Annotated in this window: 12 protein-coding genes; 9 read left to right on the top strand and 3 right to left on the bottom strand. The window is 68.1% G+C overall.

Annotation, left to right across the window (positions count from 1 at the left end):
- Positions 1 to 21 precede the first annotated feature (21 nt).
- Positions 22 to 504, bottom strand: a complete 483-nt coding sequence (locus AC3WS4_RS18835; protein ID WP_056345507.1) for a peroxiredoxin — start codon at positions 502 to 504, stop codon at positions 22 to 24.
- Positions 505 to 631: 127 nt separating this feature from the next.
- On the opposite strand from AC3WS4_RS18835, the gene AC3WS4_RS18830 reads away from it, so the two are divergent.
- Positions 632 to 1,198, top strand: a complete 567-nt coding sequence (locus tag AC3WS4_RS18830; protein ID WP_492737347.1) for a YqgE/AlgH family protein — start codon at positions 632 to 634, stop codon at positions 1,196 to 1,198.
- A 104-nt stretch (positions 1,199 to 1,302) separates the two neighbouring features.
- Here the strand turns inward: AC3WS4_RS18830 and AC3WS4_RS18825 are convergent, their stop codons facing one another.
- Positions 1,303 to 1,701, bottom strand: a complete 399-nt coding sequence (locus tag AC3WS4_RS18825) for a hypothetical protein (RefSeq protein ID WP_492737345.1) — start codon at positions 1,699 to 1,701, stop codon at positions 1,303 to 1,305.
- Between the two features lie 394 nt (positions 1,702 to 2,095).
- On the opposite strand from AC3WS4_RS18825, the gene ahcY reads away from it, so the two are divergent.
- The 8 genes from ahcY to trxA all read left to right on the top strand — a co-directional run bounded on the left by ahcY (position 2,096) and on the right by trxA (position 15,282).
- Complete coding sequence (ahcY, locus tag AC3WS4_RS18820) at positions 2,096 to 3,511, top strand: adenosylhomocysteinase (RefSeq protein WP_492737343.1); 1,416 nt, start codon at positions 2,096 to 2,098, stop codon at positions 3,509 to 3,511.
- A 278-nt stretch (positions 3,512 to 3,789) separates the two neighbouring features.
- Complete coding sequence (locus tag AC3WS4_RS18815; RefSeq protein WP_492737341.1) at positions 3,790 to 6,153, top strand: PAS domain-containing sensor histidine kinase; 2,364 nt, start codon at positions 3,790 to 3,792, stop codon at positions 6,151 to 6,153.
- Positions 6,150 to 6,599: a tRNA (adenosine(37)-N6)-threonylcarbamoyltransferase complex ATPase subunit type 1 TsaE gene (tsaE, locus tag AC3WS4_RS18810; protein ID WP_056345519.1), complete on the top strand. Its 450-nt coding sequence runs from the start codon at positions 6,150 to 6,152 to the stop codon at positions 6,597 to 6,599. The genes AC3WS4_RS18815 and tsaE overlap by 4 nt, the downstream gene beginning before the upstream one ends.
- Positions 6,584 to 7,579, top strand: coding sequence for an aminoglycoside phosphotransferase family protein (locus AC3WS4_RS18805; RefSeq protein WP_492742926.1), 996 nt, complete (start codon positions 6,584 to 6,586; stop codon positions 7,577 to 7,579). The genes tsaE and AC3WS4_RS18805 overlap by 16 nt, the downstream gene beginning before the upstream one ends.
- Positions 7,576 to 8,295, top strand: a complete 720-nt coding sequence (locus tag AC3WS4_RS18800) for a nucleotidyltransferase family protein (RefSeq protein WP_492737336.1) — start codon at positions 7,576 to 7,578, stop codon at positions 8,293 to 8,295. The genes AC3WS4_RS18805 and AC3WS4_RS18800 overlap by 4 nt, the downstream gene beginning before the upstream one ends.
- 109 nt (positions 8,296 to 8,404) lie before the next feature.
- On the top strand, positions 8,405 to 11,416 hold the full coding sequence (gene addB / locus AC3WS4_RS18795; RefSeq protein ID WP_492737334.1) for a double-strand break repair protein AddB: 3,012 nt from the start codon (positions 8,405 to 8,407) through the stop codon (positions 11,414 to 11,416).
- Positions 11,413 to 14,898: a double-strand break repair helicase AddA gene (addA, locus tag AC3WS4_RS18790; protein WP_492737332.1), complete on the top strand. Its 3,486-nt coding sequence runs from the start codon at positions 11,413 to 11,415 to the stop codon at positions 14,896 to 14,898. The genes addB and addA overlap by 4 nt, the downstream gene beginning before the upstream one ends.
- A 63-nt stretch (positions 14,899 to 14,961) precedes the next feature.
- Positions 14,962 to 15,282 (top strand): thioredoxin TrxA, encoded by a 321-nt coding sequence (trxA, locus tag AC3WS4_RS18785; RefSeq protein WP_056345532.1) that lies wholly within the window; start codon positions 14,962 to 14,964, stop codon positions 15,280 to 15,282.
- Between the two features lie 104 nt (positions 15,283 to 15,386).
- On the opposite strand, the gene AC3WS4_RS18780 is transcribed toward trxA, so the two are convergent.
- On the bottom strand, positions 15,387 to 15,998 hold the full coding sequence (locus AC3WS4_RS18780) for a glutathione S-transferase family protein (protein WP_492737330.1): 612 nt from the start codon (positions 15,996 to 15,998) through the stop codon (positions 15,387 to 15,389).
- Position 15,999: the final 1 nt, after the last annotated feature.

Raw genomic sequence — 15,999 nt, 5'->3', positions numbered from 1 at the left:
AGGCCGCCCTCCCGTATTTTCTCAGAGCTGCTCGAGCATATGGTCGGCGCTCGACACCTTGAATTCGCCGGGGGCTTCGACGTTGAGCTGTTCGACGACGCCGTCGTTGACGATCATCGAGAAGCGCTGGCCGCGCTTGCCCATGCCAAAGGCCTGGCCGTCCATGGTGAGGCCGACCGCTTCGGCGAAATCGCCATTGCCGTCGGCGAGCATGGTGACGGAGCCGCCGGCGTCGCCATTCTTGCCCCAGGCGCCCATGACGAAGGCATCGTTGACCGCGGTACAGACGATCTCGTCGATGCCCTTGGCCTTCAGTTCCTCGGCCTTTTCGACGAAGCCCGGCAGGTGCTTGGCCGAACAGGTCGGGGTGAAGGCGCCGGGTACCGAGAAGAGCGCGACCTTGCGGCCCTTGAAATAATCGGCGGTGCTGACCCGTTCGGGTCCGCCTTCGGTCACCTTGACCAGCGTCGTTTCGGGCAGCTTGTCTCCGGTCTGGATCGTCATGTTTTCGTCCTCTCAGCGGGGGGAATCGGGAGCGCAGACATTGGGTGGCGACCGGCCCGAGTCAAGCGCGGCGGATAAATTCACGCGCGCGCTGGACCGGGCCGGCGCGGGCGGGCATGGTGCGGCCATGGAAACGGCTCCCCCCTGGTTCACCGGCCAGCTGCTCCTCGCGCTCCCCGGTATCGGCGACCCCCGCTTCGAGCATATGGTGATCGCGATGATCAGCCATGACGAAGAGGGCGCGATGGGTATCGGCATATCGGACCCGATCGCGGGCATGACGGTGGGCGCGGTGCTCGACCAGCTCGAGATCGCGCACGACGGCGACCCGCTCGACCAGCCGGTGTTCCTCGGCGGCCCGGTCGAACAGTCGCGCGGCTTCGTGCTGCACAGCAAGGACTGGGGCGGCGAGGGCGCCGTCGAGGTCGCGGGGCGCTGGACGATATCGAGCTCGCACGACATTTTGCGCGCGATCGGCGAAGGCCGCGGTCCGTCGCGCTGGCTGGTCGCGCTGGGCTATGCCGGATGGGCTGGCGGCCAGCTCGAGGACGAGATGGTGCGCCACGGCTGGCATGTGACGCCGGGCAGCGACGCCTTGCTGTTCGACACGCCGCCCGAAAAGCGCTGGCAGGCGGCCTTTGCGGAGGCCGGGATCGATGCACGCCTGCTGACGACCGAGGGCGGCGAGGCGTAACACGACAACGCCAAAAACACGTCGCCCCCGCGAAGGCGGGGCCGCTATCGGCATTGCACAAGGCTGCCAGCGGCCCCCGCCTTCGCGGGGGCGACGGATTTGTTTCAGCGTGCCAGCGCGAGCAGCGGGCGCCCTTCGTTGAGATTGGCGAGCGCGGTGCGGGCGGCCCAGCGCGAATCGACATAGCGGCCGTTGGCGAGTTCCAGATCGTAACGGATCGGGCTGTCGATCGCCGCGCTATAGGCGGTCGAGGCGTCTGCGGTGCGACCCAGGCGGGCATAAGCCGTGCCGAGATTGATCAGCCGCGACGGGTCGCGCGCATCGACCGTCGTTTCGTCGGTCAGCTTGGCGACCGCGGCGCGATTGTCGCCGGCCTTGAGTTCGGCATAGGCTACCGGCAAGACTTGCGAATCAGCCTGCGGGCCGGTGACGACGATGATCGACTGGGCGGCGGCAGGGGTCGCGAAAGCAAGAGCGACGAGCGGCAGCAGAATTTTTTTCATCTTTGTATCTCCCCGTAACTTGGGATGATTTTCTGCCTGCTTCGCACAAAAGTCAATATTTTCAGCCATTTGTAACATAGCTGTCACAAAGTCCGATTATGCTGAACGCAAGGCGCATTATAAGTCAGAATTTTCAGAATCTTGGGCTTTGCGACGCGCTGTCACATAGGCGGCGGGGCGATTGTCACAATTGCGCCGGTCGAAATTTTTTTCGCGAGGCCGTGCGATTCCGCGCGTCCTGATTCGCGTCCGCACGTCGCCGGTGGATGGCCCCGGACTTGCGATATAAAGAAAAGTTTATATTTGATCCGGGCGGCGCTTTGGGCTAGGGCGCGCAACATAATTACGCGGTCGTTTGCGAGCGGGCGCACCCCATCTGACAGGAGAAATACCCATGGCCACTCTCGCCGCCGACACCCGTGACTATGTGGTCGCCGACATCGGCCTTGCCGATTTCGGGCGCAAGGAAATCAACATCGCCGAAACCGAAATGCCGGGCCTGATGGCGCTGCGCAGCGAATTCGGCGCGTCGCAGCCGCTGAAGGGTGCGAAAATCGTCGGGTCGCTGCACATGACGATCCAGACCGCAGTGCTGATCGAGACGCTGACCGCGCTCGGCGCCGAGGTCCGCTGGGCGACGTGCAACATCTTCTCGACCCAGGACCATGCCGCCGCCGCGATCGCCGCGTCGGGCGTGCCGGTGTTCGCGGTGAAGGGCGAAAGCCTCGCCGACTATTGGGACTATGTCGGCCGCATCTTCGACTGGGGCGTGGAAGACGGCACGACCTGCAATCTGATCCTCGACGATGGCGGCGACGCCACGATGTTCGCGCTGTGGGGCGCGAAGCTCGAAGCCGGGCAGGCGATGCCGGCGCCGGAGAATGAAGAAGAGATTGAAATGCAGCGCGCGCTGAAGGCGTTCGTTGCCGCCAACCCGGGCTACCTGACGAAGACGGTCAAGGCGATCAAGGGCGTGTCGGAAGAAACGACGACCGGCGTCCATCGCCTGTACCACATCGCCAAGAAGGGCGAGCTGCCCTTCCCCGCGATCAACGTCAACGACAGCGTCACCAAGTCGAAGTTCGACAACCTCTATGGCTGCAAGGAATCGCTGGTCGACGCGATCCGTCGCGGCACCGACGTGATGCTCGCGGGCAAGGTCGCGACCGTCGCCGGCTTCGGCGACGTCGGCAAGGGCTCGGCGCAGTCGCTCCGCAACGGCGGCGCGCGCGTCCTCGTCACCGAAATCGACCCGATCTGCGCGCTGCAGGCGGCGATGGAAGGTTTCGAGGTCGTGACGATGGACGAAGCCGTCAAGCGTTCGGACATCTTCGTCACCGCGACCGGCAACGCCGACGTCATCACCGCCGAGCATATGGCGGGCATGAAGAATATGGCGATCGTCTGCAACATCGGCCACTTCGACAGCGAGATCCAGATCGCGGCGCTCGCCAACTACAAGTGGACCGAAGTCAAGCCGCAGGTCGACCTCGTCGAATTCCCCGACGGCAAGCAGATCATCATCCTGTCGAAGGGGCGCCTCGTGAACCTCGGCAATGCGACCGGCCACCCGTCGTTCGTGATGTCGGCGAGCTTCACCAACCAGACGCTGGCGCAGATCGAACTGTGGACGCGCAGCGAGCAGTATAAGAACGACGTCTATGTCCTGCCCAAGCATCTCGACGAAAAGGTCGCGGCGCTGCACCTCGAAAAGCTGGGCGTGAAGCTCAGCCAGCTGAGCCAGAAGCAGGCCGACTATATCGGCGTGCCGGTCGAAGGTCCGTTCAAGCCCGATCATTATCGCTATTGATCGAAGACGGGGCATGCGCCCTGCCGTTCGGGCAATCCTCGTCATTGCGAGGAGCCGGGGGCGACGCGGCAATCCAGAGTGGGCGGTAACCGCCCTGGATCGCTTCGCTCCGCTCGCAATGACGACGTGATGAGACGAAAACTGTGGACGGCGCGCCCATCGGAAGGTGGGACGCGCCGTTCCGCTGTGACATGCGATTGAAACATGCACCCATCGCCTTTAGGGCTGGCTATCATGGCAAGGGCGTCGGTGGCGGAAAAGCGGGAGCGTGACGGAGGATGAGCGGCGCGCTGTCCCCGACCCTGACGTTCGCACTCGGCGGCTTCGCGGCGCTGTGGCTGTTGCTCGGCATCTGGGCGGCGGGGCGCGGGCTGGCGATGCAGCGACGCTCGGCCTTTGCCGCGGCGCAGACCGAACGGCTGGCGAGCCTGATCGAAGCCTCGCCCTATCTGCCCGTCGTCGTGCGCGGCGACTGGCGCATCGAGGCGAGCGAGCGGCTCGGCCGCTGGCTGGGGCTCGAACGCGGCCCCCGCAATTTCGACGAATTGTGCGGGCTGGGCGCGGGCCTCGAAACCCCCGACCATGACGCGCTGCGGCAGGCGATCCTCGGTGCGCAGCGCGGCGCCAAACCCTTCACGATGAGCCTGCGCCCGCAAGGCGGCTCGCGCACGATTCTGGTCCATGGCGGTCCGGCTCCGGCGGCGATCGGCGGGTCGGGCAGCGTGCTGCTGTGGCTCGATGATGCGACCGAAAGCCTGTCGTCGCAGATCGCACTCAAGTCCGAACGCGACGAGGCGATGGCGGCCTTCGAGGCGCTGTCGGGGCTGATCGAGGTCGCGCCCTTTCCGATGTGGTTCCGCGACCCGCGGCTCGAACTGGCGCTGGTCAACCAGGCCTATGTGAATGCGGTCGAGGCGAAGAGCGCCGATGTCGTGATCGACCAGGGGATCGAACTGCTCGAACCCGTCGCCGGGGTGAGCGCGGGCGAAGCGGCGCAGGCGGCGCGTACCGCCGGGGCGGCGCAAATGCGCACCGTGCCGGTGACGATCGCGGGCGAGCGGCGGATCATGCGCGTCGTCGACGTGCCGCTGACCCCGGCGGGCGGCAAGCCGATCGGGGTCGCGGGCTATGCGATCGACGTGCAGGAACTGGAGAGCGAGCGCGGCGCGCACCGCCGCTTTGCCGAGACACAGCGCGAATTGCTCGATCGGTTGTCGGCGGCGGTCGCGCAGTTCGGCCCCGACCAGGGCCTGATCTTCGCGAACCAGCCGTTCCGCCGCATGTTCGACCTCGACGCCGACGCGATCGCCGAAACGCCGGCCCTCGCGCGGCTGCTCGACGCCTGGCGCGACGCCGGGCGGACCCCCGAGGTGCGCGATTATCCCGAATGGCGGCAGGCGCATGTCGACTGGTTCGCGCAGGCGGAGGCGAGCGAAGAGGAGTGGCTGCTGCGCGACGGGACGCATCTGCGCGTCGTCGCCCAGCCGACCCCCGATGGCGGGTTGTTGCTGATCGCCGAGGACCGCACCGAGCAGGTCCAGCTCGCCGGGGCGCGCGACACCTTGCTGCGCGTGCGCACCGCGACCTTCGACAATCTGTTCGAGGCGGTGGCGGTGTTCGCCCCTGATGGGCGGCTGCACCTGTGGAACCAACGATTCCGCCGCCTGTGGGGGGTCGACGAGCCGACGCTGGCGGCGCATCCGCGCGTCGATACGCTGATGGGTGGACTGGCCGACCGGCTGGCCAAGCCGAACCAGATCAGCATCGTGCAGGAGGTGATCCGTGCCGCGACGCTGGAGCGGACGCAGCGCGTCGGTGAGATCCGGTTCAAGGACGGGCGCCATTTCGACTTCGCGGCGATCCCGCTGCCCGACGGCAATGCCTTGCTGATCATGCTCGACGTCAGCGACAACCGGAAGATGGAATCGGCGCTGCGCGAACGCAATGAAGCGCTCGAGGCCGCCGACAAGGTCAAGACCGCCTTCCTGTCGCGGATGAGTTACGAGCTGCGCACGCCGCTGACCTCGATCGGCGGCTTTGGCGAGATGTTGCAGGCGGGTTATGCCGGCAAGCTCGCCGAAGGGCAGCAGGCCTATGTCGATGCGATCATGGAATCGGTTGGCGTTCTCGGGCGCCAGATCGACAATGTGCTCGACCTCGCGCAAGGTGAGGCGGGCACGCTCGCGGTCGAGCGCGCGCCGGTCGACGTCGCGGCGCTGCTCGCTGGCGCGCTGGCTGAGGCCAAACCCTTTGCCGCGGCCGAAGGGGTCGAACTGGTCGGCAATATCTCGGCGGCGCTCGGCAGCATCGAAGGCGACGCCGCGCGGCTGTCGCGGCTCGTCGCGGGGCTGCTCGACAATGCGGTGCGCTATACCGCGCCGAGCCGCAAGAAGGGCGGACGCGTACTCCTTCACGCCGATGGCGATGCGAAGGGTGTCGATATCATCGTCTCCGACAATGGTCCGGGCATGCCCGATGCGGTCGCGGCGGTGACCAAGGGCCAGCAGGCGGGGACCCAGAGCGGCGGCATCGGGCTCGCGCTCGCACGCCAACTCGTCGCCGCGCACGGCGGCACGATGGAGGTCGTGAGCGAAAAGGGCCAGGGGACGCTGGTCCGCGTAAGTCTGCCGCGCGGCGCATGAGCTTCCGTACCGACTACAGCCTCGCCGAAGCCGAGCGGATCGGTGCGGCGATCGGATTGGCGCTGATCCCCGGCGACGTCGTGCTGTTGTCGGGCGATCTCGGCGCGGGCAAGACGACGCTGGCGCGCGCGATGCTCAAGGCGCGCGGGCTGGCTGGCGAGGCGCCGAGCCCGACCTTTGCGATCGTCCAGCCCTATGCGCCGCCCGAGGTCGACTTGCCGATCGCGCATGTCGATCTCTACCGGATCGAGGACGAGGACGAGCTGATCGAACTCGGCCTCGACGACTATGTTCATGACGGCGCGTTGCTGATCGAATGGCCCGACCGGCTGGGCCAAACGGGCTGGGCCGGTGCGCTGGCACTGACGATTTCCGGAAGCGGCGACGCGCGCGTCTTGACAGCCGCGGTGCCGACGTCTTGGGGGAGCCGATGGCCGCTCCGATGATTCCGCCCCCCCATGCGCCCGCCTTCCTCGCCGCGCATGGCTGGGGCGACGCGCAGATATTGCCGCTTGCGGGCGATGCGTCGTTCCGGCGCTATTTCCGCGTCGTCGGCGAAGGCCGCCAAGCGGTGCTGATGGACGCGCCGCCACAACAGGAAGACTCGCGCCCGTTCATCGCGATCGCCGAATATCTGTGTGAGCAGGGGTTGAGTGCGCCGACGATCATCGCGCGCGACCTGGAGCAGGGATTGCTGCTGATCGAGGATTTCGGCGACGTCCGGCTGCGCGAGACGATCGACGCCGCGCCGCAGGACGAGATGGCGCATTATGCCGGGGTGACCGATTTGCTCGTCCATTTGCACGCGCGGCCGCCGATGGCGGGCCTGCCGGTGCATGGGCTCGATCAATGGCTCGACGAGGTCATGCTGTTCGCCGACTGGTATTGCCCGGCGCTGGACCTCGACGTCGACCGCGACGCGTTTCGCGCGGCGTGGGAAGCCGCACTGCTGCCGGTCGAGAACGACGGCCTGCCGCGTGTTACCGTGCTGCGCGATTTCCATGCCGAGAATATCATGCTGGTCGGCGGCAAGACGGGGGTCGAACATTATGGCCTGCTCGATTTCCAGGACGCGCTGATCGGTCATCCCGCCTATGATCTGGCGTCGGTGCTGGAGGATGCGCGTCGCGACGTGAGCCCGGCGGTCGAGGCGGCGATGCTCGCGCACTACCAGGGCGCCACCGGGACGGGCATCGAAAGCGCCTATTGGGCGCTCGCTGCGCAGCGCAACACGCGCATCCTGGGGGTGTTCGTGCGGCTGTGGAAACGCGACGGCAAGCCGGGGTATCGCCAGTTCCAGCCGCGCATGTGGGGGCTGCTCGAACGCGACCTCGCGCACCCGGCGCTCGCCCCGGTGCGGGCATGGTTCGACGAGAATATCCCCGCCGACAAGCGCGCGGCGGCGTGGGAAGAATTCGAGGCATGACCACGAAAATCGAGAGCGCGATGGTGATGGCGGCGGGGTTGGGCAAACGCATGCGCCCCCTCACCGCCACCCGGCCCAAGCCGCTGGTGCGCGTCGCGGGCAAGCCGCTGATCGACCACAGCCTCGACCGGATCGAAGCCGCCGGGATTCCCCACGTAGTGGTCAACGTCCATTATCTAGCCGACGCCCTCGAAGCGCATCTCGCGGCGCAGAAGCGCAAGTTCACCATCGCGATTTCGGACGAACGCGACCGGCTGCTCGAAACCGGTGGCGGCATGATGAAGGCGCTGCCGCAACTGACCGGCGACCCGATCCTGATCGTCAACAGCGACAATATCTGGACCGACGGGCCGCAGGACAGCATTGCGCAACTCGCGCGCCACTGGGACGAGGCGCGGATGGACGCGCTGTTGCTGGTGATCCGGCAGGCGAGCGCGACGGGGCATGGCGGGCGCGGTGATTTCCATATGGACCCCAATGGCATGCTGTCGCGGCGCAGGCCGGCGCGGATTGCGCCCTTCGTCTATACCGGCATCCAACTGGTGTCGCGGCGGCTGCTCGTCGATGCCCCTGTGGGGCCGTTTTCGACCAACATTTTCTGGGACCGCGCAATCGCGGCGGGGCGCCTGTTCGGCCTGTCGCACATGGGCCGATGGTTCGACGTCGGCACCCCGGCGAGCATCGCGCCGACCGAAGCCGCGCTGACGGAGGTTTGACCACCGTCCGTTCCCGCTTTCGTCATAGCGCGCACGGCGAAGCAATCCAGAGTTGCATAAACCGCTCTGGATTGCTTCGCTGCGTGCGCAATGACGGGTTTTGACTCTGATGGCTGATGCCAAGCCCACCATCTTCTCGATCCCGGTCCACCGGGCGTTCGCCGATGCGCTCGCCGCCGGGCTGATCGCGCGTTTCGCCGATGGAGCGCTGGGTCTCGCCGAGGGGTTGGTCCTGCTGCCGAGCAATCGCGCGCGCAGCGCGGTGCAGGCGGCGTTCGTGCGCGCGGGCGGGCAAGGCCTGCTGATGCCGCGGCTTGTCGTGATCGGCGATGCCGACCTCGACGAAGAGGTTGCGCTGGCGCTCGACCCGATCGACGAGAGCGGGATCCTGCCGCCCGCGATCGACCCGCTGCGACGGCGACTGATGCTCGCGGCGCTGATCGAGAAGCACCAGCCGGCGGGCGAGGAGGCGATCACCGGCGCGGCGGCGTTCCAGCTCGCCGAAGGGCTGGGGCGGGTGATCGACCAGCTTCATTATGAGGAGGTCGCGCCTGCGCGGCTGGGCGAGATCGAAGCGGTGCTGGGTGACCTCGCGCAGCATTGGCAGGCGTCGTGGGCGCGGCTGCGCCTGCTCGTCGAGCATTGGCCCGCCGAGCTTAAGCGCGCGGGGATGATCGACCGCGCCGAGCGGCGCAACCGCTTGCTCGACCGGGTGAGCCAAGGCTGGCGCGTGGTGCCGCCGGCGCGCTTCGTCGTCGCGGCGGGGGTCACCACCGCCGCGCCCGCAATCGCGCGGCTGCTACGCACGGTCGCCGATATGGAGCGCGGCATGGTCGTGCTGCCGGGGCTCGACCTCGGCATGGCGGAGGAGGAATGGGAGGCGCTGGGGCCCGTCGCCGCCGACCCCGAAAATCCGGCGCGGCCGCTCGAGACGCATCCGCAATATCATCTGAAACTGCTGCTCGGGCGCATGGGCGTCGCGCGCGGCGAGGTGCGGACATGGGAGGGCGTGTCGGCGTTCGACGGACCCGAGGCGCGCGCCGGTTTCGTGTCCTTGCTCTTCGCGCCCGCCGCCTACACCGCGCGCTGGCAGGACAAGACCGACCTTGGCGCCGAGATCGCTGGGCTGTCGGGCGCGGTGTTCGCCGACGACGGGCAGGAGGCGCAGGGCATCGCGCTGATGATGCGCGCCGCGGTCGAGACGCCGGGGCGCACCGCGGCGCTGGTCACCCCCGACCGCGCGCTGGCCGAACGCGTCGCGAGCGCGCTGGCGCGCTGGGACATTGCGGTCGACGACAGCGCGGGGCGGCCGCTGGCGAAGCTGCCGCCGGGAACCTTGCTGCTCGGGCTCGCCGAGCTGGCGGCGCGCTTCGACCCCGTGCGGCTGCTCACGGTGCTCGGCCACCCGCTGGTGCGCAAGGGCGAGGCGCGCTTGGCCTGGCTCGACCAGGTGCGGCGGCTCGACCTGCTGCTGCGCGAGCCGGGGCTGACCCCGGGCTGGGACGGGGTGTCGGTGCGCCTCGCGCTGCTCGCCGCCGACAGCAAGGCGCGCGGGCATGGCGCGGCGGCGGCGCTGCACGACTGGTGGGGCGAACTGGTCGCGGGGCTGGGTGTGCATCTTGCACCGCTCAGCGCCGGAACCGCGGTGCCGCCGACGACCCTGCTCGCTGCGCTGCAGGCGGCGCTCGGCTGGCTGACCGGCGACGCGGTGTGGGCGGGTCCGGCGGGGCGTCAGCTCGCCGACCTGTTCGACCGGTGGGTGCTGGCAAAAGGAGCGGGGCTGGCGCTCGTCGCGCCGAGCGATTTTCCCGCGATGCTCGCCGACCTGCTCGGCGGCGAGAGCGTAAGGCCGCCCTATGGCGGGCATCCCCGGCTGTTTATCTGGGGGCTGCTCGAGGCGCGGCTGCAGCGCGCCGATGTGATGATATTGGGCGGGCTCGACGAAGGGCGCTGGCCGCCGGCGGTCACCCCCGATCCCTGGCTCGCGCCGGGCATCCGCCGTCTGCTCGGCCTCGGGGCGCCCGAGCGGCAGCAGGGCATGGCGGCGCACGATTTCGCCGGGGCGCTCGCCGCGGCCAAGGTGGTGGTGACGCGCGCTTTGCGCAGCGGCGGCGACCCCGCGGTCGCGTCGCGTTTCTGGCTGCGGTTGAGCGCGCTGGCGGGCGAATTGCCCGCCGCGCAAATCGGCGGCCAGCCGGTCGCGGGACTGGCCGCGCTGCTCGACGTCCCACCGGGCGATCCGCTGCCCGCGCCGCGCCCCGCGGTCGCGCCGCCGCCCGAGGCGCGGCCCGATAAGATCAGCGTCACCGGGGTCGACCAGCTCGCGCGCGATCCCTTTGCCTTTTACGCGGCGAAAATCCTGCGGCTGAGCGCGCTCGATGCGCTGAGCCAGGGCCCCGACGCCAAATGGTTCGGGACGCGGGTGCACAAGCTGCTCGAGGATTGGCAGCGCGCCGGGATGACCGAGGCCGCGCTGGAGACCGAACTGGCGGCGCTCGCCGCCGACCCCGCGCTCGACGCGCTGGCGCGCGCCTTCTGGTTGCCGCGCATAATACCGTCGCTGCGCTGGGCGGCGGAGCGCGTCTGGGCCGAACGCGACAAGCGCTGGCCGGTCGCAAGCGAGGTGAAGGGCGCGATTGTCGTCGATGGCATCCGGCTGCACGGCAAGGCCGACCGCATCGACCAGCTCGCCGACGGCAGCCTCGCGATTGTCGATTATAAGAGCGGTTCGGCGCCGTCGGGCACCGCGGCGGCGGCGGGGCTCGACAACCAGCTCGGCCTGCTCGGGCTGATCGCCGAGGCGGGGCAGGCCGACGGACTCGACGCGGCGCCGGTCGGAGCCCTTGAATATTGGAGCCTGAAGCGCGACCGCGCGAAGGGCGAAGAGGGCAAGGTGTCGGCGACGCATGGTTCGCGGCGCGAGCTGAAGAGTGCCGAGGAAGCGGTCGAACGCGCGGCCGAGGCGCTTGCCGATTTGAGCGCGCGCTTCCTGCTCGGGCAGGAGCCCTTCGTGCCGGGCGATGCGGCGCGGCGCTACACCGACTTCGACCAGTTGATGCGTCGCGACGAATGGTTCGGGCGCGGCGACGGCGTTGCGCTCGACGACGGCGGCGCGGCATGACGCGGCTGTTCGATCTCGACCCCGGGCAGAGCGCGGCGGCAAACCCCGACGACCATGTCTGGCTCGGCGCGTCGGCGGGCACGGGCAAGACGCAGGTGCTGTCGGCGCGCGTGCTGCGGCTGATGCTCGGCGGGGTCTCGCCCGAGGCGATCCTCTGCATCACCTTCACCAAGGCGGGCGCGGCCGAAATGGCGCACCGCATCCACGAGCGCCTCGCCCTGTGGGTGCGGATGGACGACGGCGATTTGCGGCTCGACCTGCGTGCTTTGGGCGCCGACTGGGACACCCCCGGCATCATCGACCGCGCCCGGTCGCTGTTCGCCACCGTGATCGACAGCCCGGGCGGCGCGATCCGCGTCCAGACGATCCACAGCTTCTGCCAGACCCTGCTCGCGAGCTTTCCGCTCGAAGCCAAGATATTGCCGGGCTTCCGTCCGCTGGAGGACAGCGAAGCAAGCGCGTTGCAGCGCGAGGTGCTGGGCAAATTGCTCGGGCAGAAGGATGCCGACGGCGACGCCATGCGCAGAGTCGCGGCGATGCTGTCGCGGCGGATGGGGCAGGATGCGGCGATCGCCTTCCTCGTCCGCTGCGCGGGGCGCTTCGGCGGCGCCGACCAGCCGCGGATATCGCCCAAGCCGGGCGACGTACGCGACGCGTTGGGTCTGCCGCAGGGTGATCCTGATGCTTGGTTGGCTAGCGCACTCTCGGATGGGATAATCGATCATCGAGATGTGGTGGCGATTAGAGATTCTGCGGCGGGTTGGATCACGAAAAAGGGGACGTTGCACAGCCGCGCGGAGCCAATATTGGCGGCGATGAATGGCTGGCTGGGTAGTGATCTGGCAAACCCCAGTCAGATGTTGAGTGAGCTGTGGGCGAGTATTGCCACGAAAAATAAGTCGGCGTGGCTTCTTCGAGCCTGTTTCTCCAATGAGAAGGAAATCGGCGGCGCGCAGGCTAGCGCCGAACGGTTATTTGACACGATCAGTCGGCTGAGCGCTACAAAGCTCGCCATGGAGGTCGCCGACGACCTCACCGCCGCCTGGGATTTGGGGAGCCGCTTTGCCGAGGCCTATGCGCTCGCCAAGCGCGCAGCGGGGCTCGCCGATTTCGACGATCTGATCGGCATCGCGCTGCACCTGCTCGGGCGCGGCGATTTCGGCGACTGGGTGCGGTTCAAGCTCGACCAGCGTACCGACCATATTTTGGTCGACGAGGCGCAGGACACCAATGCGCGGCAGTGGGCGATCATCCTGTCATTGGCCGAGGAATTTTTTGCCGGGCAGGGCGCCAAGGACGAACGAGTCCGCACGATGTTCACCGTCGGCGACCGCAAGCAGGCGATTTTTGGTTTCCAGGGCACCGAGCCCGCGGCGTTCGAGGCGGCGCGGCTGCGCTTCAGTCAGCGCGCGGCTGAGGGCGAGCGGCCCTTCAAGGGTGTTGATCTGGTCACCAATTACCGATCGAGTCCCGCCGTGCTCGACGTGGTGGACCAATGGATCGCAGCAGGCGCGACCGAATTGATGGGGCTCGACAGCGGTGAAAAACAGCCGCTGCCTTTCAAGAGTGCGCATCCGGGGCGGGTCGAGCTGTGGCAGCCGCTGCCGGTGGGCAAGGCGCTCGATATCGCCGACGAGGAGGAGGCGGTCGAGGCCGAGAGTGAGGACGGCGAGGGCGCGCCGCCCAGCGACAGCCTTGCCGCCGCGAGCGATCCCGCCAGCCTGCGGCTGTCCCGCGCGATCGCCGACGAGGTGCGGGACTGGATCGCCAATGGCAAGGACGGGCGCAGCGTCGCGCCGGGCGATGTGCTGATCCTCGTGCGGCGGCGGCGCGACCTTGCGGCGCGGATCGTCGCGCGGCTCCAGTCGCGCCATGTGCCGGTGGCGGGCGTCGACCGCTTCGCGCTGACCCAGCCGCTCGCCGTGCAGGACCTGCTCGCGGCGATGCGCTTTGCGGTACAGCCGCTCGACGACCTCAACCTTTCGGCTTTGCTCGTCTCGCCTTTGTTTGGCTGGTCGCAGGAGGCCTTGTTCGGTTTTGCCCATGGGCGGACGTCGTCTTTATTGGCGGCCTTGCGGGACCGCCGCGACGAGGTTCCGGCAGAAACGATGACGGCGCTTGGCGAGCTGCTCGGCATGGCCGATTTCACCACGCCCTTCCGCTTCCTCGATCGGGTCCTGTCGGGGCCGATCGACGGGCGGCGCAAACTCTATGCGCGGCTGGGGCGCGAGGCGCGCGACCCGATCGACGAACTGCTCGCGCAGACGCTGGCCTTCGAGCGGCTCGAGGTGCCGTCGCTGCTCGGCTTCCTGACGCGGATCGACGCGAGCACCGCCGACATCAAGCGCCAGACCGAGGCGCGCAGCGATGTCGTGCGCGTGATGACGGTGCATGGGTCGAAGGGCTTGCAGGCGCCGATCGTCATCCTTGCAGATGCGACCGACGATCCGGCGTCGAAGCGGTCGAGCTTCGACCTGTCGCTCGGCGGCTGGGACAAATTGCCTGCCTTCGCGCTGGGCAAGGAGGAGCGCCACGGCAAGGTCGCCGAGGCGCATGACGCCAAGGCGCGCGCCGAGCTGCAGGAACATTGGCGGCTGCTGTATGTCGCGATGACGCGCGCCGAGGAATTGCTGATCGTCGCGGGCATCACCAAGACCGCCGACCGGACGCTGCCCGCCGACAATTGGCACGGCGCGGTCGATGCGGTGATGGCGGATATGGGGCTCGGCTGGGAGGACGCCGGGCCGCGATGGGGGCAGAAGCGTGTCCATGCGGTGCATGCGAAGAAATGGGCGCGCGCGGCAAAGGCGAAGGGGCCGGTCGCGGCGCCGGTGGTCGTGCCCGAGTGGGCGCATAAGCCCGCCCCCGAGGAGGCGCGGCCGCCGCGGCCGCTGGCGCCGTCGGCGCTGGGCGACGACGATGTCGCAGTGCCGCCGCAGGGAACGGCGCGCGCCGATGCGGTGTCGCGCGGGCTATTGCTCCACGCGCTGTTCGAGCGGTTGCCACCGGTGACGCCGGCGCGGCGGCGCGCGGCGGCGCTGCACTGGCTGGGCGTGCAGGCGCCCGACCTCGATGCGGCGGCGCATGAGGCGCTGATCGACGAGGTGCTGGCGGTGATTGAGGATCCGGAGCATGCCGCGATCTTCGGAACCGGATCGCTCGCCGAAGTGCCGCTGTCGGCGGTGGTCGACGGAGCGGTGGTGGCGGGGATCGTCGACCGGCTGCTGGTGACGGGCGATCTGGTGACGGTTGTCGATTACAAGACCGGGCGGCATGTGCCGGCGTCGGCGGGCGAGGTCGCGCCGGCGTACCTTCGGCAGATGGCGGCCTATCGCGATGCGCTCGCGGTGATCTTCCCTGGGCGGCGGGTTGCGGCGGCCCTGCTCTACACCGCGGGGCCGACGCTGATCTCGCTCGACGAGGCGGTGCTGGCGCCACACAAGCCGGGCTTGCTGGCAACCAAGGCGAATTTGCCGGGTTGAGGACTTGAGCCGGACGCGCCGACTGCCTAGCTTGGGACCAAGCAGATTTTCAGGAGACCTTAGATGGGTACCAAAGCGATTACCGACGCGAGCTTCCAGGCCGACGTCCTCGACAGCGACACCCCCGTGCTCGTCGATTTCTGGGCCGAATGGTGCGGCCCGTGCAAGATGATCGGCCCTTCGCTCGAAGAAATTTCGGACGAACTCGCGGGCAAGGTGGTGATCGCCAAGCTCAACATCGACGATCATCCCGATGCGCCGGGCAAATATGGCGTGCGCGGCATCCCGACGATGATCCTGTTCAAGAATGGCGAGATCGCCGACACGAAGGTCGGCGCGGCGCCGAAGAGCGCCCTCAAGGGCTGGCTCGAAAGCGCGCTCTAGACCTTTTCCGTCATTGCGAGGAGCGAAGCGACGCGGCAATCCAGAGTCGGCGTAAATCGCCCTGGATTGCTTCGCGTCGCTCGCAATGACGAGTGTAAATATCCTCAGGTCAGCGGAATCATCACCTGTTCGGCATAGCCCGGGCGTTCCCTGATGCGCGCGTACCAGTCCTCGACATGCGGTAGCGAGGGCCGCTCGATGGCGAGCGAAAACCAGGTGTGGGTGTAGACGCCCATCGGAATGTCGCCGACGCCGAAGTCGTCGCCGGACAGCCAAGGCGACCGCGCCAGCGCATCCTCCAATATCGCCATCTGTTTCGCGCAGCGAGCGGCGCTTGCGGCAATGGCTGCGGCGTCACGCTCGGCAGGCGTGCGGCGGACAAGATTGAAGAAGGCGTCACGCTGGGCGTCGGCATAGCCGATCTGCCAGTCCATCCATTTGTCGCCCACCGCGCGGGCGGCAGGATCGGCCGGCCAGAAGCGCGTCCCGCCATGCTTTGCCGCGAGGTAGCGCAGGATCGCGTTCGATTCCCACAGCGTCATCTCGCCGTCGTTGATCGTCGGGATCAGCGCGTTGGGATTTTTGGCGCGATAGGCTGCGTCCATGCCGAACGCGCCGCCGACATCGTGGCGAACGAAATCGATGCCGAGTTCGACCGCGAACCAGGCGACCTTTTTCACATTGTGCGAATTGAGACGGCCCCAGATCGCCAGCATG

The sequence above is a fragment of the Sphingopyxis sp. EU05-FHT14B03 genome, assembly GCF_058790875.1.
The sequence above is the reverse complement of the archived record's forward strand: the minus strand, read 5'-3'. Positions and strand labels throughout refer to the sequence as shown.